General features: G+C 32.2%; 18 protein-coding genes. 12 read left to right on the forward strand and 6 right to left on the reverse strand.

Annotated features, from left to right (window positions below):
• Positions 1-81: 81 nt before the first annotated feature.
• Positions 82-1,650 carry a type I restriction-modification system subunit M gene (locus FEM21_RS13370; RefSeq protein ID WP_035661278.1) on the reverse strand — a complete coding sequence of 523 codons (1,569 nt, stop codon included), beginning with the start codon at positions 1,648-1,650 and terminating at the stop codon, positions 82-84.
• 46 nt (positions 1,651-1,696) lie between these two features.
• Positions 1,697-3,100, reverse strand: coding sequence for a tRNA uridine-5-carboxymethylaminomethyl(34) synthesis GTPase MnmE (mnmE, locus tag FEM21_RS13375; RefSeq protein WP_035661280.1), 1,404 nt, complete (start codon positions 3,098-3,100; stop codon positions 1,697-1,699).
• Between the two features lie 147 nt (positions 3,101-3,247).
• Here mnmE and FEM21_RS13380 point away from each other — a divergent pair, with 147 nt between their 5' ends.
• On the forward strand, positions 3,248-4,081 hold the full coding sequence (locus FEM21_RS13380) for a universal stress protein (protein ID WP_035661283.1): 834 nt from the start codon (positions 3,248-3,250) through the stop codon (positions 4,079-4,081).
• Between the two features lie 258 nt (positions 4,082-4,339).
• Entirely contained in the window at positions 4,340-6,112 is a 1,773-nt protein-coding gene (locus FEM21_RS13385) for a MutS-related protein (protein WP_035661285.1), read from the forward strand.
• A 263-nt stretch (positions 6,113-6,375) separates the two neighbouring features.
• Here FEM21_RS13385 and dnaN read toward each other — a convergent pair whose 3' ends face one another.
• The 4 genes from dnaN to FEM21_RS13405 form a co-directional block, all read right to left on the reverse strand.
• The gene (gene dnaN, locus FEM21_RS13390) at positions 6,376-7,494 is read right to left on the reverse strand and encodes a DNA polymerase III subunit beta (protein ID WP_035661287.1); all 1,119 of its coding nucleotides are present in this window, start codon (positions 7,492-7,494) and stop codon (positions 6,376-6,378) included.
• 116 nt (positions 7,495-7,610) lie between these two features.
• Complete coding sequence (gldG, locus tag FEM21_RS13395) at positions 7,611-9,296, reverse strand: gliding motility-associated ABC transporter substrate-binding protein GldG (RefSeq protein WP_035661289.1); 1,686 nt, start codon at positions 9,294-9,296, stop codon at positions 7,611-7,613.
• A complete protein-coding gene (gene gldF, locus FEM21_RS13400; RefSeq protein WP_035661292.1) occupies positions 9,296-10,021 on the reverse strand; it encodes a gliding motility-associated ABC transporter permease subunit GldF in 726 nt (241 codons plus the stop codon). Before gldF ends, gldG begins: the two co-directional genes overlap by 1 nt.
• Positions 10,022-10,063: 42 nt before the next feature.
• On the reverse strand, positions 10,064-10,894 hold the full coding sequence (locus FEM21_RS13405) for an SAM hydrolase/SAM-dependent halogenase family protein (protein ID WP_035661293.1): 831 nt from the start codon (positions 10,892-10,894) through the stop codon (positions 10,064-10,066).
• A 197-nt stretch (positions 10,895-11,091) separates the two neighbouring features.
• Between FEM21_RS13405 and FEM21_RS13410 the strand changes: the two genes are divergently transcribed.
• The 10 genes from FEM21_RS13410 to FEM21_RS13455 all read left to right on the forward strand — a co-directional run bounded on the left by FEM21_RS13410 (position 11,092) and on the right by FEM21_RS13455 (position 21,319).
• Positions 11,092-12,042 (forward strand): PhoH family protein, encoded by a 951-nt coding sequence (locus FEM21_RS13410; protein WP_035661295.1) that lies wholly within the window; start codon positions 11,092-11,094, stop codon positions 12,040-12,042.
• Positions 12,043-12,895: 853 nt separating this feature from the next.
• Positions 12,896-13,738 (forward strand): reverse transcriptase family protein, encoded by an 843-nt coding sequence (locus tag FEM21_RS13415; protein WP_035661296.1) that lies wholly within the window; start codon positions 12,896-12,898, stop codon positions 13,736-13,738.
• 218 nt (positions 13,739-13,956) lie between these two features.
• Positions 13,957-14,211, forward strand: a complete 255-nt coding sequence (locus FEM21_RS13420; RefSeq protein WP_035661297.1) for a type II toxin-antitoxin system Phd/YefM family antitoxin — start codon at positions 13,957-13,959, stop codon at positions 14,209-14,211.
• A 1-nt stretch (position 14,212) separates the two neighbouring features.
• Entirely contained in the window at positions 14,213-14,470 is a 258-nt protein-coding gene (locus FEM21_RS13425; protein ID WP_035661298.1) for a Txe/YoeB family addiction module toxin, read from the forward strand.
• Between the two features lie 171 nt (positions 14,471-14,641).
• Positions 14,642-15,472 carry a Cof-type HAD-IIB family hydrolase gene (locus FEM21_RS13430; protein WP_035661300.1) on the forward strand — a complete coding sequence of 277 codons (831 nt, stop codon included), beginning with the start codon at positions 14,642-14,644 and terminating at the stop codon, positions 15,470-15,472.
• Between the two features lie 181 nt (positions 15,473-15,653).
• Positions 15,654-16,610: a phosphoribosylaminoimidazolesuccinocarboxamide synthase gene (locus tag FEM21_RS13435; RefSeq protein ID WP_035661301.1), complete on the forward strand. Its 957-nt coding sequence runs from the start codon at positions 15,654-15,656 to the stop codon at positions 16,608-16,610.
• A 175-nt stretch (positions 16,611-16,785) separates the two neighbouring features.
• A complete protein-coding gene (locus FEM21_RS13440; protein WP_035661302.1) occupies positions 16,786-17,460 on the forward strand; it encodes a response regulator transcription factor in 675 nt (224 codons plus the stop codon).
• Positions 17,461-18,816: a sensor histidine kinase gene (locus FEM21_RS13445; RefSeq protein ID WP_035661303.1), complete on the forward strand. Its 1,356-nt coding sequence runs from the start codon at positions 17,461-17,463 to the stop codon at positions 18,814-18,816.
• 95 nt (positions 18,817-18,911) lie between these two features.
• Complete coding sequence (locus tag FEM21_RS13450; protein WP_035661305.1) at positions 18,912-20,195, forward strand: TolC family protein; 1,284 nt, start codon at positions 18,912-18,914, stop codon at positions 20,193-20,195.
• Between the two features lie 5 nt (positions 20,196-20,200).
• On the forward strand, positions 20,201-21,319 hold the full coding sequence (locus tag FEM21_RS13455; protein ID WP_051627606.1) for an efflux RND transporter periplasmic adaptor subunit: 1,119 nt from the start codon (positions 20,201-20,203) through the stop codon (positions 21,317-21,319).
• Positions 21,320-21,329 lie beyond the last annotated feature (10 nt).

Here is a 21,329-nt window from a genome sequence, read left to right on the forward strand (position 1 = left end):
AATTAGGAAACTTTTTCACACTTTTATTTTCTTCTGTCATCTTGATAATTTATTATTTGTTAGTAAAAGAATTAAGGATTGTTAAAAAACAAGTCCGAGTTCTTTAAAATAAACTTCAATTTCAAGATCCAGTTGAGAGCGTTTGGCTTCAAGCTCCTTAATTTCAGCCATTACTGCTTGAATGTCAATTTCTTCTTCTTCCTCAAAAGTATCGACATATCTAGGGATATTTAGGTTGTAATCATTGTCGGCAATTTCCTGTAAAGTGGCTTTATGACTAAATTTTTCTAGTACTTCACGATTTTGGTAGGTATCAACAATTTTATCAATATGTTCTTCACGAAGTACATTTTGATTTTTTTGTTTTTCAAATTCTTTGCTCGCATCTACAAACAAAATATCTTCATCGGCTTCACGACATTTTTTAAAAATCAAAATACAGGTTGGAATACTGGTTCCAAAGAAAATATTAGCAGGTAAACCAATAACTGCATCTAAGTAATTTTTCTCTTTAATGAGGTATTTTCTAATAATTAATTCGGCTGCGCCACGAAACAAAACACCGTGTGGCATTACGACAGCCATAATTCCGTTTTCGTCCAAATGATGAATCATGTGCTGGATAAAAGCAAAGTCAGCTTTTGAAGAAGGAGCTAATTTTCCATATTGAGAAAATCTTTCGTCCAAAAGATGTAGTTCATTCGCGCTCCATTTTGCCGAAAAAGGAGGGTTAGCAACAATAGCATCAAAAGTTTTATCAAGATGTTGTGGTTTCTCCAGCGTATCTTCCTGACGAATATCAAAATTACTGTAATTAATACCGTGCAGAATCATATTCATCCTTGCCAAGTTATAAGTAGTACGGTTCATTTCCTGACCGTAAAAATCACTCACTTTGGCTTCACGAGCTACACGTAAAAGTAAAGAACCACTACCACAGGTTGGGTCATAAACTGATTTTAGCTGTGATTTTCTGCTGGTAACAATTCTGGATAGAATGGTAGAAACCTGTTGCGGAGTATAAAATTCGCCTGCTTTTTTTCCGGCTCCACTCGCAAACTGTGCAATTAAATATTCATAAGCATCACCCAGAACATCAGCATTCGTATCCGATAAATTAAAATCAATATCATCAAGATGATAAAGCACTTTAGAAATTAGGGTGTTTTTTTCGTCTTCGGTTTTTCCTAATTTAGAAGAAGTCAAATCTAAATCCTCAAAAAGGTGTTCGAAATCATCCTCACTATTAGTTCCTAATGTGGATTGCTCGATATTATTAAGAATTTTAGAAAGTTCGGCAAGGATAAAATTAGATTTTCCTTCCTGTTTTTGATGTCCTTTTTTAGCAATATTACTAAAAAGTTCTGACGGTTTTAGGAAATAACCTAAATCTTCAACAACTTCTTCATAAATAGCTTCTACAATTTCTTTTCCTGTTTCAGAATTTTCGTCAACATTAGTATAATCAACATCTTCACCAGAATCCTGTAAAATTTTATTGGCTGTAAAATGAATTTTCTCCGAAAGATATTTATAAAAAATAAATCCCAAAATATAATCACGGAATTCATCCGCATCCATTTTACCTCTTAAAGTATTCGCTATATTCCAAAGTTGCTGCTGTAGCTGACGTTTTTGATCTTCTGACATTATCCTTAATTAAAAGCCTTAAAGGTATTTTAAAAAATAAGAAAAATCACTTCCCGATACAAAAATTTGCAAAAATATTCCCAAGTAATTCATCGTTAGTCACTTGACCTGTAATCATCCCGAATTGATACAAAGCTTCTTTAATATCAAGAGCCATCAGGTCGCTGGAAAGATTCGTTTCCAGTCCGTATTTTACTTTTTGAATTTCTTCGAGTGCTTTTAATAACGAATCGTAATGTCTTGTATTGGTAACGATTGTTTCGTTGTTGCGTAAAGCACCTGTGTTGACAAAAGATAACAATTGATTTTTAAGTTCGTCAATTCCTACTTTGTTTTTTGCGGAAATAAATTGTAGTTGTGTGTTATGTGTTGTGAGTTGTGTTTTAATTAACTTAATTTTTTCTTCTGAAAGTAAATCCAATTTATTGATCACAATCAAAAGTGGTTTTAAAGGAAATTGGTTTTTTACCTTTTCAATCTCAATTTTTAGTGCTTCCAAACTCACAACGGATAACTCATAACTGTCAACCAAATAAAGAATTACCTGTGCCTGTTCGATTTTTTCGAAAGTTTTCTTGATTCCGATGCTTTCTACAACGTCTTTTGTTTCCCGGATTCCAGCTGTATCTATGAAGCGGAAACCAATTCCGCCAATGACTAATTCGTCTTCAATGGTGTCGCGTGTGGTTCCGGCAATGTCGGAAACTATGGCACGTTCTTCATTTAATAATGCATTTAAAAGCGTTGATTTTCCAACATTTGGTTCGCCCACAATGGCGACTGGAATTCCGTTTTTGATTACGTTTCCTACCGCAAAGGAATCGATTAATCGTTTTAAAACAAACTCGATTCGGTTTATTAATTCGTTGAATTGTGTTCTGTCGGCAAATTCTACATCTTCTTCAGCAAAGTCTAATTCGAGTTCGATTAAAGAAGCAAAATTCAATAATTCTTCACGTAATTTGGCAATCTCGTTAGAGAAACCACCGCGCATTTGCTGCATTGCAATTTGGTGTGAAGCTTCGTTATCAGAAGCAATCAAATCGGCTACGGCTTCGGCTTGTGATAAATCGAGTTTTCCGTTTAAGAAAGCTCTTAAGGTAAATTCGCCTGCATCGGCCATTCTACAGCCTTTTCGAAGCAATAACTGAATAATTTGTTGCTGAATATAAGTAGAACCATGACAGGAAATTTCAACGGTATTTTCGCCTGTGTAAGAATTCGGTCCTTTAAAAATAGAAACTAATGCCTGATCTAAAGTTTTTGCACCATCAACAATATGACCTAAATGCAGCGTATGCGTTTTTTGCTTCGTTAAATCTTTTCCCTTAACCGATTTAAAAACCGAATTAGCAATGCTTATGGCATCCTGTCCTGAAATACGGATAATTGCAATGGCTCCTGCACCTGAAGCTGTGGCTAGCGCTACTATAGAATCGTTGTTTAGCATTTTCTGAATTATTGGTTGCAAAGGTACAAAACTAGCTAGTAATTATGTAAATTATGGATATAAAACCATAACATTATTGGGAATTAAAGCGTTAAAATTGTATCTTTAATTTGTTCACGATATTTAATAACTCTAAATTTCCAAAAAATGAAACGTATATTATTCCCCACCGATTTTTCTGAAACAGCTACTAATGCTTTTGTTCACGCCTTAGAGTTTGCTAATAGTATTGGCGGCGAATTAGTACTTTTACACGCTTTTGATTTGCCAATTTTTGATAGCCAATATTTCCCTGAAAATTACATGTTAATCTATGAATCGATTGAGTTAGCTCAATTTGAACATTTTAAAGATGAATTGCCTAAACTGCGTGCTATTGCTCAGGAACGGAATTTAGAAGGAATTAAAATGACACATCGCTTAATGGATGGCGGTTTGATGTTTGCTGTCGAAAAATCGGTTAAAGAAGATAATATTGATTATGTAATTATGGGAACCGAAGGCGCTACTGGCTGGGTAGATGCGCTGTTGGGAACTAATACCACCGCAGTAATTTCAGATACTACGATTCCGGTTTTTAGTGTTCCTGCTAATGCCAAATTCAAAGCCATAAAAAATATTGCTTTTACCACCCGTTTTAGACCTAAAGACAAAAAAGCTTTGAAAAAAGTACTAAAATTAGCTAAAAAGCTGGAGGCAAAAGTTAAATGTCTTTATATAAAAACTGACGATTCAGATGTGACTAAAGAAACGATTAAAGAATGGGAAAACGAATTCCTGAATGAACCAATTGAATTTCATGTGGTTTTAAACGAAGAAGTTAAAGAAAGTATTCTTGATTTTATTATGTTTAAAAAAGTAGATATTGTAGTAATGCTGACTTACAAGCGTGGCTTTTTCGAAAATTTATTTCATCATAGTCTGACTAAAGATTGTGCGTCAAGTTTAGATATTCCGGTTTTAGCGATTCCTATCGAATAGTTCTTTTTTAACGTAATTTTCGCTAGTAATTTATTAAGGGGGCACTTTTAAAAAGTAGCCACTAATTCACTAATTAAAGCTAATTTTATCAGAATTAAAATCAGATTCCACAAATTTCTATCGATGATTTATAATTCGTGCAATTGAAACAGCTTGTAATTTGTGCTTATTAGTGTAATTTGTGGCTAAAAATTTTAAAAGCAATTGCCGTGTAATTTATTCGCCTGGTTTATATTTGTGTCTCATTCTTGACACATTATGGAAATTTACAACGATAAAGCGATTTTTTATAGTAACGAATTAAGTAAAATCAACAGAAAATACAATACAATCAGTTTATTACGGTTGTTAAGCGTTTTTTTGTTTTTTACATCACTCTATTTTAATATTCAAAAAACAGAAGCTTATTTACAAGGTTTTGCGGTCTTGTTTTTAGCTTCTTTTTTTGTTTTGATGCGAATTCATTCCCGTTTATCATTTCAAAGAGAGCAAACTTCTACACTTTTAAAAATCAATCAAAACGAAATTGCATTTCTAAAAAGAGAAAAAATCCCTTTTGAAAATGGCGAAGAATTTCAGGATTTTCATCATACGTATGCTTACGATTTGGATATTTTTGGAAATCATTCGTTATTCCAAAGTTTAAATAGAACGGCAACTTTTATTGGTAAAAAAACATTAGCAACAAGTTTGTTGGACAAAGCAACCAATGACGAAATTATTGCCAATCAGCAAGCGATTGCAGAATTGAATACCAAATTAGACTGGAGACAGGAATTTTTAGCTTTGGCAATCACAAGTAGTGATTCTAAGAATGCGTATGATTCTTTATTGCATTGGAATTCTTTTGCTAATAATAAATTACCTAAAGCTTTAATTATTGTTTCGTTTGTTTTTCCAATGTTATTTTTAGGAGTTTTAGCGGCTTATATTTTTACTTCAAAAACTATTTTACTGAGTTATTTAACTTATCTTTTTATCATTAATTTGATGGTTTTAGGGAAGTTTTTTAAACGAATTCAGTCTGAAATTACTCAGGCAGATCGTATTGATAAAGTAGTAAAACAGTATAGTTTATTGGTACAGAAAATTGAAAAAGAAACTTTTCAGTCCACTAAATTAAAAGACTTACAACAACAATTATTTTTTAGAAATGTAACAGCAAGTACACATCTCAATGAATTATCAGAGTTGTTTGCTAAGATGGAAACTGTTGCTAATTATGTAGTGGCAACTTTGTTTAATGGTGTTTTTTTATACCATGTACATGTGTTAAAATCACTTCTAAAATGGAAGGAAAGTTATACAACAGAATTAGAACAATGGATTACCGTAATTGGTGAATTCGAAAAATTAAATAGTCTGGCTAATTTTGCCTATAATAATCCTGATTTTTGTTTTCCAACAATCAATTCGGATTATAAAATTGGTTTTTCAAATTTGAGTCATCCTTTACTAAATCCCAAAAACAGAGTAGGGAATGATACTCATTTTTATCCGCAGTCGTTTATGGTTTTAACGGGTTCCAATATGTCAGGTAAAAGTACTTTTTTAAGAAGTTTGGGAATCAATATGGTTTTGGGCGGAATGGGTTCGGTAGTTTGTGCTTCAGAAGCTACGATTCATCCTTTGCCGGTTTTGGTTTCGATGCGTCTTTCGGATTCCTTATCCGATAGCGAATCCTACTTTTTTGCCGAAATAAAGCGCTTAAAACAAATTATGGATGCTTTAGAGGTTCAGCCTGCTTTTGTTTTGCTTGATGAAATTTTAAGAGGAACGAATTCTGATGATAAACGCAACGGAACTATTGAAGTATTGAAAAAAGTAATTGCTAAAAAAGCCATTGGTGCTATTGCGACGCATGATATCGAAGTTTGTTTGACAACAAATGAATATCCGGATACCTTAATCAATAATTGCTTTGAAGTGGAAATTAAAGACAATGATTTGCATTTTGATTATAAACTTCGAAAAGGTGTTTGCCAAAATAAAAGCGCTACTTTCCTTATGAAAAAAATGGGTGTGATTTAACCGCAAAGAAAAGAAGCTTTCGCAAAGGAAATAAAGTAAAAATCAATGTAGATTTTTTTGATTTCTCTAATCTGTGTTGCTAAAAAAATAACCGAAAATTAATTCGTGTATCCTTGGCAAATAATCAAAAAAAAAACCGCTCTTCAGGAGGAATCGCGGTTTTTTTAAATATAAAAAATGGTTGGTTAATAGCTTAATTTTTTACAATGATAGGTATTAAATTTTAATATCAAAAATAAAAGTTACAATTTTTTAATATTAATTTAACTATTTAACATTACTGGCATTACTAGCATCGTTACAGTTTCACCTTCTTCTAAACCGTCAATTGGAGTTAAAATACCAGCGCGGTTAGGTAAAGACATTTCAAGCATAATCATGTCTGATTGAAGGTTTGTAAGCATTTCAGTCAAGAAACGAGAGTTGTAACCTATTTGCATATCGTCACCCTGATAATCACAAGTCAATCTTTCTTCGGCTTTGTTAGAGTAATCAATATCTTCGGCAGAAACATTCAGTTCAGCTCCGGCAATTTTTAAACGAATCTGGTGTGTAGTTTTGTTCGAAAAGATAGCCACACGACGTACTGAACTCAAAAACTGAGAACGGTCAATCATTAATTTATTTGGATTTTCTTTTGGAATAACAGCTTCATAATTTGGATATTTTCCATCAATCAAACGACACATTAACACGTAATTATCAAAAGAAAAAGTAGCATTCGAATCGTTGTATTCAATTTTTACTTCAGCGTCAGATGTTGATAAAATGTTTTTTAGAATCGTTAATGGCTTTTTAGGCATAATAAAATCAGCTACCTGAGATGCAGTAACATCGGTACGGGCATATTTTACTAATTTATGAGCATCTGTAGCTACAAAAGTCAAACCTTGTGGAGAAAACTGGAAAAACACTCCTGACATTACAGGACGTAAATCGTCATTTCCGGCTGCAAAAATAGTTTTACTTACAGCAGTTGCCAAAACATCAGCAGGAACTAAAGTTACCGATGGTTCTTCTAAGTTTACCGCTTTAGGGAATTCTTCTCCCGGAGCATAAGCTAAGGCATATTTTCCTGAATTAGAGCTAATTTCGATAGTGTTGTTTTCTTCTACAGTAAAAGTTAAAGGCTGCTCTGGGAATGTTTTTAAGATTTCCAAAAGCAATTTTGCAGGAACAGCAACGCTTCCTTTACTGGTAGAATCGATAGATAGCGTAGCAGACATGGTTGTTTCTAAATCCGAAGACGAAACGGTTAACTCATTATTGTCTAATTCGAACAAAAAATTGTCCAGAATAGGTAATGTATTGCTACTGTTGATAACGCTTCCTAAAACTTGTAATTGCTTTAATAAGTAGGAACTCGATACTATAAATTTCATATGAAGATTAATTTATTTTTTATTGGAATTGGGTATCTTTTATTCGAATTTATAAACGATACATTTTTACAAATATATCGTAAACAAATCTAGTTTAGAAAATTTTTTATTAACATCTATCGGCGGTATTTGCGCTTTCTTAAAAAGTGAAACAGGGTTCCAAAAAGTGCTAAAATTAGAATTGGAAGCCCGATAGTTATGACTTGCGTCTGCGAATAATTTTCAAAAACCAGGTCTTTGTCTAATAAAGGCAGGTCTAAATCTTTGCTTCGAATGTTAATAAGTCCGGTATCATCAAGTAAGTAATTGACACAGTTAAGCAGAAAATCTTTGTTATCATATAAATTTCCGGAGCGTTGATCGAATCCTAATTCAACTGGAGCATAGTTTTTATCCAATTGGTTTTTGATAACATCGCCATCCGAAATTACAATCATTTTATTGGTTTTTCCTGTGGCTTCAAAATTGTTTTGGTCAAAAGCCAATACCCGATTTTGATATACCGAATGGAAACTTCCTTCCAGTAAAACCGCCATCGGAAGATTTCCGGTATTGATGTAATGATTAGGGCTGGTTTCTTCGGCTACGATATTCAAATTAATTTCGGCAGGTGTTCCTGTTTTTTTAGAATATTGAGAGGATTGTAGCAGCACGGTTTTCTTGATTCCGTTTTTTAAAGTGTCAATAGGATTAGCAAAATCAAATTTGATTCCGCCAAGGTTTTTCACAATAGGATGTGTGCTTTCAGGGTAAACCAAAGGAGCAAATTTCCAGTTGAAAGTCTGGTATTGTGTAGCACTTCCTTGTTCGCCAGTGGCTAGTTTTATTGGGCTTCCTTGTTCGTCTTTTACAATATCGGGATTAATTCTGATTCCGTATTTAAAGAACATATCGTTCAAATTCAAATCTCTCGGGAAAGCTAATGTTGCTCCGGCATCGTTGTACAAACTATCCATTTCTACGCTAACCTGATCAATCAGCCACATGGTTTTTCCGCCATTGATAATGAATTGATCCAGAACCTGTTTTTCGCTATCCGAAAAAGCTTCGGTAGGTTTAGCAATGATTGCCAAATCGTATTTTTTTAAAGCTTCCAAACTGTTAACCGGACTTTTAGTAACCGAATCTAAGGTAAACGGACCAATGTGGTAGCTTTCTCTTATTTGCAATAAAAACTTGGCAATAAAAACATCCTGAATTTCGCCATTTCCTTTAATTACGGCTACTTTTTTCTGTTTTTCCTTGGTGATTTTATTTAAAGCATCGGCGATGGAATATTCTAAATGCTGAACGGAGCCAATTACTTTTTCAGTAGTAGAAGCGCCCATGATATTTTTTAACAGCGGAATATTGACTTCCTTATTATTGTAAACCGCAATTGCCCACGGAAAAACCATAGCCTGCGATTGTTTTCCTTTGTCGTCTACCGTAATGTTTACAGGAGTCAAGCCTTTCATGTACAAGGTTTTGATGTTGTTCATGCTTTCATCCTCATTTTCTAAAGGATTTACAAATTCGAAAACAATATTCGAATTATAAGCCTGAAATTCTTCCAGTAATTCTTTGGTTTCCTGTTGTAAACGTTTGAATTCGGCTGGCAAATCGCCTTCCATATAAATTTTTATCGAAAGCGGCTCTTTTACTTCTTTAATGATGTTTAAAGACGTTTGCGATAAGGTGTATCGTTTGTCTTTAGTTAAATCAAATCGGTGGAAAAATGAATTTCCAACTAGATTTATTACTAGCAGAATTGCAATAGTAATCAATACGGATTTTAGGTTTCTTTTTTGAGCAGTTTTCATTACAGTTTAAAAGATTTAAGTTGGTAAACAGTAAACGAAAGAAAAGCTACAACCACACTTACAAAATAAATAATATCACGAGTGTCAATTACGCCGCGGCTCATACTTTTAAAATGATTTTGCATTCCTAATGTTGAAATGAACGAAGAAAATGATGGAATGATGCTTGAAAAACCTTCGAAACCAAAATAGAAAAAGAAGCATAAAAATACCGAAAGTATAAAAGCTACAATTTGATTATCGGATAGGGTAGAAGTAAAAATTCCGATAGCGGTATAAGCGCTAATTAAGAATAAAAGCCCAAAATAAGAACCAATAGTACTTCCCATATCGATATTGCCTTCGGGTAAACCTAGGCTTGAAATGACTTTGATATAAATAAATGTTGGGATAATGGCTATGATAATTAAAAGTAGTGCTCCAAGGAATTTTCCATTTGTTATTTGCCAAACAGATAATGGTTTAGTAAGTAATAATTCAAGTGTTCCTTGTTTTCTTTCGTCAGAGAAAGAACGCATGGTTACTGCGGGAATTAAGAAAATTAAAATCCACGGAGCTAAGGTGAAAAAAGGAGTCATATCGGCAAATCCTGAATTAAGGATGTTGTAATCGCCATCAAAAACCCACAGGAATAATCCGTTAATAATTAGAAAAATAGCGATAACTAAATAACCTATGGGCGAACCAAAAAAGGATTTAATTTCACGTAATAATAAGGCTTTCATGTATTGATTCGTGTATTTATTAATTTGGTTATTTTAAAAATCTTAATTCTTAAATTCGATAGTAACGGCATCGCGATAATTTAATCCCAAAAGACTATTTGCTGAGCCAACTTTGGAAGGATTGCTTCTAAAAACGGCAATTTCTAAAAATCCGGCTTCGTTAAAAATAGCGAGTTTTTCACCTTCATAATTCTTAATCGGGTATTTATCTGAAATGGCAATAGCCGAATAATTAGGTAAAATAGTTTTGATGTTTTTTGTCTTCATCTGGATTTCATAAGGACGACCCTTAGCAACTTCCAAAAACTGTTTTTTGGTAATATTCGTCACCACATTCCCAAAATGATCAATGTAAATAACGTGACCTTTCAGACTGTTAGTATCATTAGCAATTACTGCTCTCATTTCGGTTACTTCTTTTATCGAATGGATTTCTTTTCCAATAACATTGAGTAAACCTCCTCTGGCAATATGACAAGCCACCGTCACAAAAACATCCAGTCCGGATGCATCTGATGGTAAACGATCGTGAATATTTATAGCAACTATTTTTTGCGGAACAATCTTTTGCGAAAGCATGCTTAAGATACCATTGTCGGCAGCAATAAAATAAGCATCGTTCCATTGCATAACAATATGTTGGTTTTCTTTGTTCAGCTCCATATCGACTCCTATAAGGTGTACAGTGCCTTTAGGAAAACTGGTATAAGCAGCGCCAATAATGTAACTGGCTTCTACTGTGTTAAATGGATCAATGTCATGCGAAATATCAATAATTTGAGCTTCCGGATACTCGGATAAAATTTTTCCTTTTAATGCGCCAACAAAGTGGTCTTTCAAGCCGTAATCGGTAGTAAGGGTAATTATTGACATATTTTTGTTTATAACTATTGCTGAAATTTAAAATTAAATTTCATTAAATTTGAGAAATGCAAAGCTAATAATTAGTATATTCATATAAGCAAAAAAGCAAAAACAAATTCTAAATAGTAATCAAATAAAACCTAAAGCGAAGTGCTTTTTGAAATGGATTTTTTAATCGATTTAGTAATATTATAAAACTATACCTCTTGAACGAAAGAATTATCGAGCTCATAGACATCGCTCCAAAAGAGTTTTGGGGTGCTCAAGACACTCATCTTGAAACTATTAAAAAATACTATCCAAAATTAAAAATAGTTGCCAGAGGGACAACTTTAAAAGCATTTGGAGAAAAAGACATTCTGGACGAGTTCGAAAGGCGTTTTCAAAGATTGATGCTTCATTTTACACGTTACAACAACATTGATGATAATGTTATCGAACGCGTAATTTTAGGCGATGTTCAGGACGACCGAAAAATGAGTCCTAATGACAAAATTTTAGTGCACGGAGTAGGTGGGAAAATCATTAAAGCAATGACGCCTAATCAGCAATTACTGGTGGATACCATTAATAAAAACGATATGGTGTTTGCAGTAGGACCCGCTGGAACGGGTAAAACCTACACAGGTGTGGCCATGGCGGTAAAGGCATTGAAAGAAAAACAGGTAAAAAGAATCATTCTTACCCGACCTGCCGTAGAAGCTGGAGAAAATCTTGGTTTTTTACCTGGTGATATGAAAGAAAAACTGGATCCATACATGCAGCCTCTTTATGATGCTCTGCGTGATATGATTCCGAATGAAAAATTAGAAGATCATATTGCTAAAGGAATTATCCAGATTGCGCCACTAGCTTTCATGCGCGGACGAACCCTGGACAATGCTTTTGTTATTCTTGACGAAGCCCAAAATACCACGCATTCGCAAATGAAAATGTTTCTGACCCGTATGGGGAAAAATGCCAAATTCATGGTGACAGGCGATCCGGGACAGGTAGATTTACCGCGAAGAACTATCTCAGGATTAAAAGAAGCCTTATTGGTTTTAAAAGACATTGAAGGCATTGGTATTATCTATCTTGACGATAAAGACATTGTAAGACACCGATTAGTTAAAAAAGTAATTGATGCTTATAAATACACTGAAAACATAGATTAAATAAAAATCAATTTCAATTACAATTACAATAGCAAAAGACTACGACTCTAATTTTTAGGTCGTAGTTTTTTTTATGGAAAATGTGTAATGTCTGAAAAAAAGGTTTTTAAGTGTTTTGTAAGAATGTTTTACGTATTTTGTTTTGAAACAAACTTAACTTAACTAAAGTTGAGTCAATACAGCACCATTTTGTTGTATATACTCAATAAAATAAATGAAAAACAGGGTGTGTATATTAGTTTGCAGTCAGTTTAATAGCAAACGTAGGAAAAACTGTTAACAACTTTCTTTTTTATTATTGACTTTCTTACTTTTTTAAAATAAATTTGCATTATTATGTTCTTTGAGATATGCTTTTTTGACACCCTGTTAAAATTGTTTTTTAAAGTGTATTAAGTTACACAACCTTTTAAGGTCCAGTTCCGAGATTATTCAACTACCCTCACATCAAGTGAACTACTGAATAGTATAGAAACTAATTAGTTATATTTTTTTAATGTAACAGGAATTTATTTGGGATGAAAATGAACTACGACTAGAATTTTAATTACGGGTACATTGAAATGTAACAGGCAATAGTGCCTAATTAAAATTACATTACAATGAAAAAAAAGAAGAAAAGCAGTGTTTTGCGTAAAGCGAAACATCAAGTTCAAAATGAGAACCGTAGTTCGTTCTCGGAGAAATTTAAAACTAGTAGTTTAGTTGCTAAATGGATTAAAAGAATAAAAGAAAAACCTACGGATATCTTCGTGTTGTCTAACAGGTTATATAATTTATTTCGTATTTTCCAAAAACTTAATGACCATTTTAATCTATTCTAACCGACATCCTAAATTATTTTCTCTTCAAAATGAGTATTAAAACAGTAAAACATCTCGCATTTATTCTAAAGCTAAATGCTAAAGAATTATTGCATTTGTCCAATACTGCTGACAATTACTATTATACAAAAAGCGAACCTAAATTGGATAAACAAAACAATCCAAAATTTAAAAAAGGCAAACAACTTTTTAGAACATTAAATCCAAGTATTAATGAACTAAAGATAATTCAATCAAGAATTCAAAAAAATATACTTACGAAAATTAAACTTCCAGAATATGCTTTTGGTGCAGTAAAAGGGAAAGATAATGTGAAGAATGCACTAATTCATAGAGGTAAAAAGTATAATTTCACAACTGATTTATCAAATTATTTTCCATCAATATTTAATAAGCAAGTATATGAAATGTTTGTTCACAACAACTTTTCACCTACCGTCTCTAGAATTTTAACAAAACTTACTACATACCAAGGAAGATTACCCCAAGGCGCACCAACTTCGCCAACAATTTCTAATCTAGTATTTGTTAAAACAGGTTTGAAATTACAAACTTTAGCAGAAAACAATAATCTAACTTTTTCTTCATTTATTGATGACTTAACTTTTTCTTCAAAAATTGACTTTAAAAATTTAATTCCTGAAATTATAGAAATTATCATAAATGATAATTTTATTATAAGTCATCAAAAAACATTTTATAAAACTTATAGACCAACAATTACAGGAGTAGTTGTTACAAATAATTATCTGTTTTTAACCGAAAAATTCAAAGAGAAACTAATGAATTTAGATGGTAAAACTCCAGAACAAATATCTGGGTTGAAAAATTATGCAAGAAAAGTTAAAAATGCTAATCTGAAAACCAAATAAAAAGTTCACTCTGCAAAGTCCCAGCCATCCGAAGTCTCCTGACTTCGTATCAATGTTGTTTTGCATAAAATCCCTTACTAATAAATTGGTTTTTGCTAAAGCTAATTTTTCGGCTTCATCCCAAATCCATTGTAAACAGTATGTTAGCGATAATAATTTTGACGAATAGTATGTAAAATTAAAATATTGTACATACATTTGTACAAAATATAATAATTATGTTAGTAGCAAATATTTCAGATTTCAGAAAAGATATTAAATCTTACTTTGATAGAGTAGCAACAAACTTTGAAACTCTAATCATAAATCGTGGAAAAGATTCAGGGATTGTTGTTATTTCACTTGAAGAATATAATTCATTAATTGCAACAAATTATGAATTATCAAACAGAACTAATGAAAGTAGATTAGATTCAGCTATTGATAAATTTAAGAGTGGTAAGTCATTTTCTAAAGACTTAATTGAGGAATAAAATGAAATATGTATTTGTTGATGAATCCTGGGAAGATTATTTGTATTGGCAAAACATTGACAAGAAGAAAGTTAAAAAAATAAATGATCTTCTCAAAGATATTTCAAGAAATCCTTTTGAAGGAATAGGAAAGCCAGAACCATTAAAACATAAGTATGCTGGATTTTGGTCAAGAAGAATTGATGATGAACATAGATTAATTTACAGATTTATCGATGATGAAATTCAAATTTTGAAATGTAGACATCATTACGACTAATATTACCTGCCCTCCAAAGTATCCTGACTTCGTATCACTACCGTCAAACCTTTATTTTATTTGTTAAGTACTAATCAGCAATACGTTAATTTGCTGTTATTTCAGTAATTATTTGCTGTGCTTTCTTTGAATTTTGAATATTTTTGCAATTCATTTAGCATGCAAGAGAATATGATTCAAGAAAATATAAAAGTAATTATAAGCGATTTAGACGGAACTTTACTAAACAGTGACCACCGAATTTCAGAATATACCAAAGAAGTTTTTAGAGAATTACACCAGCAAAATTATTTAATAATTGTAGCTACAGGACGTCATCACTTAGACGCCATGCCTATAATTGAAACCTTAGGTTTTCCAATTTATTTAGTGACTTCAAACGGAGCCCGAATTCATACTCCTGAAAAGGAATTGCTTTTTTCAACTAATATGAATTCTAGCGCAGTACAAGCTGTTTTAGAAATGGATATTCCAGAAGATTTTACTACCGTTCTTTTTAAAGAAAATGTTTGGCAAACCAATAAAAATAACGATAAATTACTGGAATTTCAAACGGAACTGAATTATGTTCCGGAATTAGTAAACTACAAAGAAGTGACTGATTTTGATGTGATTAAAATATTTTTCACTCACGAAAGCCACGGAAAACTAGTAGAACTACGAGAAACAATTCTTGAAAAACATCCTGATATTTTTAGTCATGCTTTTAGTTTGCCGCATTGTTTGGAATTCATGGATAAATCAGTAGATAAAAGTTTGGCGATAGCACAAATTTTAGCCATTGAAGGATTCCAATTCGATCAGGCTGTTTCTTTTGGAGATGGCTATAACGATGAAGGAATGCTGAATGCTTCGGCTAAAGGTTTATTAATGGGGAATGCGCCAGATAGTTTGAAAAATAAATTGTCTCACCTTGAAGTGATTTTAAAAAATCATGAAGATGGTGTTGCTAATTATTTAGCTGATAAAATTCTAAATAATATCAGTTTAGAAGCTAAGTAAAAATTAAATTTTTAGCCACAGATTATACAGATTAGCACAGATTTTTTTTCTTTATGAACTTAGCGAAATCTTAGCGAACTTTGCGGTTAATATATTTAAGATATAAGACACTTTCTTTGTGTTTCTGTGTAAAATAATCCTAAATTTGCATTCTTATAAAATCAACACAATACATATCTACATGAGCAATACAATCAGAACAACTAATTTTAATTTTCCAAATCAGAAATCGGTTTACAGAGGTAAAGTAAGAGAAGTTTATAATATTGATGATAATTTATTAGTAATGGTTGCAACCGACAGGCTTTCGGCTTTTGATGTGGTGTTGCCAAAAGGAATTCCGTACAAAGGACAAATCCTTAACCAAATTGCTACTAAATTCATGGAATTGACTCAGGATATTGTGCCAAACTGGTTGATTGCTACTCCGGATCCAAGTGTTGCTGTAGGTCATTTATGTGAGCCTTTCAAGGTTGAGATGGTTATCCGTGGCTACCTTTCAGGACATGCTGCCCGTGAGTATGCTGCCGGAAAAAGAACGCTTTGTGGTGTAGCTTTACCGGAAGGTTTAAAAGAAAATGATAAATTCCCGGAGCCAATTATTACGCCAACTACCAAAGCGGATAATGGAGAGCACGATGCTGATATTTCTAGAGAAGATATTTTAGCTAAAGGAATTGTTTCTGAAGAAGATTATTTAGTTTTAGAAAAATATACAAGAGCTTTATTTCAAAGAGGAACTGAAATTGCTGCCAGCCGCGGATTGATTTTGGTGGATACTAAATATGAATTTGGTAAAACCAAAGAAGGAAAAATTGTATTGATTGACGAAATCCATACTCCGGATTCTTCTCGTTATTTTTATGCTGAAGGATATCAGGACAGACAAGACAAAGATGAAGAGCAAAAACAATTATCGAAAGAATTTGTACGTCGTTGGTTAATTGAAAATGGTTTCCAGGGACAGGAAGGACAACAAATTCCTGAAATGACAGATGCTTACATTGAAACTGTTTCTGAAAGATACATTGAATTATACGAAAATATCATTGGTGAGAAATTTGTAAAAGCTGATATTTCGAACATCAATGAAAGAATCGAAAAGAATGTTGTTGCTTATTTAGAAAGCGTGAAATAATTTTGAATAAAATAATTAAGGAGCCGTAATTTTAATGAAATTGCGGCTTTTTGTGTTTTTTAAGGACTGATTTTATTTTCATTTTAAAGCTTGAAAAGACTACTGTTTTTAGAAGTTTAAGCTTTTTTTTAAAGTCCCCATTTTAATTAAATTATTAAGTTTGTAAAAAAATGTTATGAATATTCTGCTTGTTGAAGATGATAAAAGAATTAGTGACTTTGTGATCAAAGGACTTCAGGAAAATGGCTTTAATGTGCATTTGACTGAGAATGGTGTAGAGGCAAGAGAACTGCTTTTATCAACGCAATGGGATATTATTTTAATGGATATTATGCTTCCTGATATTAGCGGAATCGAGTTGGTTAAATTAATTCGTTACAAAAAGAAAACAACTCCGGTAATTATGTTAAGTGCTTTAGGCGATGCTGATGATAAAGTAGATGCCTTAGATTCAGGAGCCGATGATTATTTAGTAAAACCATTTCATTTTAGAGAATTAATTTCCAGAATTAATGCGCTGGTAAGACGTACAAAATTTAATCATGAGCACAAAGAAAATACTTATACTTGCGGAATAATTTCTGTAAATACAGATGAGTACAAAGTAATGCTGGGAGATATAGAAGTAGAACTTTCGCCAAGAGAATATAAGTTACTTTTGTATTTAATAGAGAATAAGAATAAAGTATTGCCTCGTACTCAAATATTAGGTAATGTTTGGGGAATTAATTATGATACTAATACGAATGTTGTAGATGTTTATATTTCTTATTTAAGAAATAAAATGAATCTTAGTGCTACTGTTTTGCAGACAATTGTAGGTACAGGATATATGTTAAAAGACAATTAAATGGAAATTAGAAATAGGCTTACTATTATATCTTCGGTAACTTTTGGGGTTGTTTTTGTCTGCGCAGCATTAGTCATTTACATTGCTTTTTACCGTAGTTCTGAAAAGAAAATTTTTGATAATTTACAAAGAATCAGTTTATTTACAGCTATTTATTATTTAGAAAGAGATGAATTACCTTTAAAAGAACACAAACAAATCAGGGAATCCTATCTTGAAAATACTAAAGATGTTGCTGTTGGAATATATAATGAAAATGACGAAGTAGCCTATGGCGAAAATTTAAGTCTAAAAAGTATTACTCCTAAAATTCTACATCTTGTACGAAAGAATAAAAAAGTAATGTTTGAATCAGATAAGCATTTCTATTTTGGAATTTTCTATCGGGACAATCAGGGAGATTTTGTGGTTTTTGTAAAATCGGATGACGCCGAATTTAAAGCACAAAATCATGAATTAATGGTTATTATGCTTGTGGTACTTCTTGTCGGTTTATTAGTTATTTATATTCTGAGTCATTTTTTATCGAAGATAGCTTATAAACCTATTGATACCATTATCAAACAAGTTAATGAAATTGAAGCTTCGTCTTTAGATCAAAAAATTGTGAATCTTAATACTAGTGATGAAGTTCAAAACCTGATAGAAAGTTATAATAATTTGTTCCAAAGATTATCCGATACTTTTAAAATTCAAAAAAACTTTATCAATTATATTTCCCACGAATTTAAAACTCCATTAGCTTCTATTTCAGGACATTTAGAAGTTTTTGCTCAAAAAGACCGTAGTCCGCAAGAATATCAGGAAACTACTGAAAAGGTTTTGAAAAATGTTTATGAAATAGAAGAAATTCTAAATACTTTGATGATTGTTTCAGGTTTAAAATCAGAAAAAGTACAAAAAGAAAGTTTTAGAATTGATGAATTAATCTGGGATTGCAGCGACAAAATTGCTAACGCCAATGAGTTCGCAGCAGCAAGGCTTCGCATTGAATTAGATGTTAAAGATGAAAATAGTTTAACTGTTAAAGGAAATGAATCTGAAATAAGTATTGCAATTTATAATATTATTGAAAACGCAATAAAATATTCGGATGAGCCTGTTTTGATTAGACTTTTATTGGTTAAAAAGAAAATCCAAATTATAATCAGGGATTTTGGTCGTGGTATTAAAGAAAAAGACTTGCATTATATTCAGGAAACTTTTTACAGAGGAAGTAATGTTGCTGGTGTTCAGGGAAGTGGTTTAGGACTTTCGTTAGCTTCCATTTTGTTTACTAAAAATAATATCCGCTTCGAAATAACTTCAAAAGAGCAAGAAGGAACTGAGGTGGTACTGACTTTTGCAAAACTCTAATCAAATTCTAATACCGTTCTTATTTCTTTTTAATTCGGTTTAAAGAACCGGTTAATACTACTGCAATAGCTTTGCTTATTATAAATTAGCAAGCTTTGAAAAAAATTATCTCACCCTTTGTTTTACTCTTATCTGTTTGGGCAACGGCGCAAAATGTAGTCAGTGATACTATTGTTTTAAGTCGAAAAAATGCCGAAACATTATTTCTACAAAACAATCTCAGCCTTATAGCCGAAAGGTTAAACATTGATATTGCTCAGGCTCAGATTATTCAGGCTAAAGTATGGCCCAATCCTACATTTTCTATCAACGAAATTAATCTTTGGCGCAATACAGGCTCTGAAGTACTTCCTGCTATCTGGGGAAATTATGGGCGCTATCAGGAATTTGGCGCTAGCCTGGAACAACTCGTTTATACAGCCGGAAAACGTAAAAAAATGATTGCTATTGAAAAAGTAGGCAGTGATATGGCGGAAGAATATTATAAAAACTTCCTTCGAAATTTAAAAATGGAATTTCGTAATAACTTATCTGCAATGCAATACAATCAAGCTAAGAAAGCGGTTTATCAGAAACAATTAAAGTCATTTCAAAACTTGGTTAAAGCCTATGAAATTCAGGTAAAACAAGGCAATATTAGTCAGGGCGATTACATTAGACTAAAGGCTTCTGAATTAGAGTTTTTGAATGAAATTAATGCTATAGCTATAGAAAATAATGCTTTGCAAAGTGAAATGAAAAAACTATTACATCTGTCACCTGTAGTGTTTATTAAAATTGATCAGGAAGATGTAATTCCTGATATGACAATGGTAAACAATCTTAATATTCAGGATGTAATTAATGATGTCGAAAATTACAGACCCGATGTAAAATTGGCGAAACTCAACGAAAAGTACAACCAAAAAAAGTACGAATACCAAAAAGCATTAAAAACACCAGATATTACTTTGGAGGCTTCTTATGACAGAGGCGGGAATATTATGAGAGATTTTTTTGGTCTTGGTTTTTCTATTGATTTACCTGTTTTTGATAGAAATAAAGGGAATATTAAAGCAGCACAATTTTCTGTTGAGCAAAGCAAATTAAATAAAGAAGAATTGTTAAATGGAGCGCAAGCCGAAATATTTGAAACCTATAATAATTTTAAAGCAGCACAAAAATTATACGATGGCATTGGTTTAGAATATCAGGAGAAACTGGATAAAATGTTAGATAGTTACCTGGCAAGTTTTAAAAACAGAAACATAAGTCTGTTTGTTTATCTGGATTATGTTGAAGCCTATTTAAGTAATAAAGTAATTGTATTAGAAACACAAAAAGAGTTGAATAACCGTCTGGAAGAATTTAAAAACGCGAGCGGACAAGAATTAAATTAAATATTATGAAACACGCAATTTTATTACCTATAACTTTTCTTTTATTAGTTTACGGATGTGCTAAAAAGCAGGAAGAAGAGAAAAAAGTAACTACCGAAAAATTTTGCTTAACAGCTGCTTTAAAAGAGAAAGTGAGTATAGAAACAGTCCAGATGCAGGCCGTGACAGAGAGTTTTTCGTTAACCGGCAATGTAGCTTATAACGCTGACGATGTGGTTCAGTTTTCAAGTTTAGTAAATGGTTTAATTACCAATACGTTTTTCTCTTTAGGTGATTATGTAAAAAAAGGACAGGTTTTGGCCGAAATTAAAAGTACTGAATTGAATAGTTTACAAGCTGAACGTAAATCATTACAATCACAATTATTAGTTGCCAAAAGAAAATTACAAGCAACAAAATCTATGTACGAGAATGAAATTGCTTCGCAAAGTGATCTTATCTCAGGACAAAGCGAAGTTGATGTTTTAAAATCTTCGATAGAAAATGTAGAACAAAATTTAGCTTTATACAGCGCTAGTAGCGAAAAATCAGTTTTTCAAATCAAGGCGCCTGTTAGTGGTTATATTGTTTCCAAAAGTATGAGCCCGGGAACACAAATTAATGATAATGATGGTCCTCTTTTTACCATTTCTAATTTGTCTGAAGTTTGGGTTATGGTTAATATCTATTCGATGAACTTAAATGATGTTCATGAAGGAATGGATGTGAAAATTACTACTCCGGCATATCCTAATCAAGTTTTTGATGGAAAAATAGCCAAATTATCGCAGGTTTTTGAAACAGATGAGCATGTTCTTAAAGCAAGAATTGTAATGAATAATTCTAATTTAAAACTAAAACCGGGTTTGACCGCTGATGTTTTGATCAATAAAAAAGTGGCGCAAAAAGAAATGGTTGCAGTTCCTGCAAAGGCATTAATTTTTGACAACAATAAAAACTACATATTGGTTTACAAAGACGATTGTCATTTAGAGAGAAGATTAATTAATCCGACAGTAAAAAATAAGGACTTTATTTATTTTGAAAGCGGACTTGAAGTAGGAGAGAAGGTAATTGTTAAAAATCATTTACTTATTTCAGAACAGTTAAAAGACAATGAATTAAGAAGTACTAATAAAAATTAGTTAATACAAG

The sequence above is a fragment of the Flavobacterium seoulense genome (assembly GCF_000695795.1).
Lineage (GTDB): Bacteria > Bacteroidota > Bacteroidia > Flavobacteriales > Flavobacteriaceae > Flavobacterium > Flavobacterium seoulense.

Coding starts and splice junctions, on each gene's coding strand:
- FEM21_RS13435 (WP_035661301.1), top strand. CDS start 15,654: ATGAGCAATACAATCAGAACAACTAATTTTAATTTTCCAAATCAGAAA.
- FEM21_RS13370 (WP_035661278.1), bottom strand. CDS start 1,650: ATGTCAGAAGATCAAAAACGTCAGCTACAGCAGCAACTTTGGAATATA.
- FEM21_RS13420 (WP_035661297.1), top strand. CDS start 13,957: ATGTTAGTAGCAAATATTTCAGATTTCAGAAAAGATATTAAATCTTAC.
- FEM21_RS13415 (WP_035661296.1), top strand. CDS start 12,896: ATGAGTATTAAAACAGTAAAACATCTCGCATTTATTCTAAAGCTAAAT.
- FEM21_RS13380 (WP_035661283.1), top strand. CDS start 3,248: ATGAAACGTATATTATTCCCCACCGATTTTTCTGAAACAGCTACTAAT.
- gldG (WP_035661289.1), bottom strand. CDS start 9,296: ATGAAAACTGCTCAAAAAAGAAACCTAAAATCCGTATTGATTACTATT.
- mnmE (WP_035661280.1), bottom strand. CDS start 3,100: ATGCTAAACAACGATTCTATAGTAGCGCTAGCCACAGCTTCAGGTGCA.
- dnaN (WP_035661287.1), bottom strand. CDS start 7,494: ATGAAATTTATAGTATCGAGTTCCTACTTATTAAAGCAATTACAAGTT.
- FEM21_RS13425 (WP_035661298.1), top strand. CDS start 14,213: ATGAAATATGTATTTGTTGATGAATCCTGGGAAGATTATTTGTATTGG.
- FEM21_RS13405 (WP_035661293.1), bottom strand. CDS start 10,894: ATGTCAATAATTACCCTTACTACCGATTACGGCTTGAAAGACCACTTT.
- FEM21_RS13385 (WP_035661285.1), top strand. CDS start 4,340: ATGGAAATTTACAACGATAAAGCGATTTTTTATAGTAACGAATTAAGT.
- FEM21_RS13430 (WP_035661300.1), top strand. CDS start 14,642: ATGATTCAAGAAAATATAAAAGTAATTATAAGCGATTTAGACGGAACT.
- gldF (WP_035661292.1), bottom strand. CDS start 10,021: ATGAAAGCCTTATTATTACGTGAAATTAAATCCTTTTTTGGTTCGCCC.
- FEM21_RS13455 (WP_051627606.1), top strand. CDS start 20,201: ATGAAACACGCAATTTTATTACCTATAACTTTTCTTTTATTAGTTTAC.
- FEM21_RS13440 (WP_035661302.1), top strand. CDS start 16,786: ATGAATATTCTGCTTGTTGAAGATGATAAAAGAATTAGTGACTTTGTG.
- FEM21_RS13445 (WP_035661303.1), top strand. CDS start 17,461: ATGGAAATTAGAAATAGGCTTACTATTATATCTTCGGTAACTTTTGGG.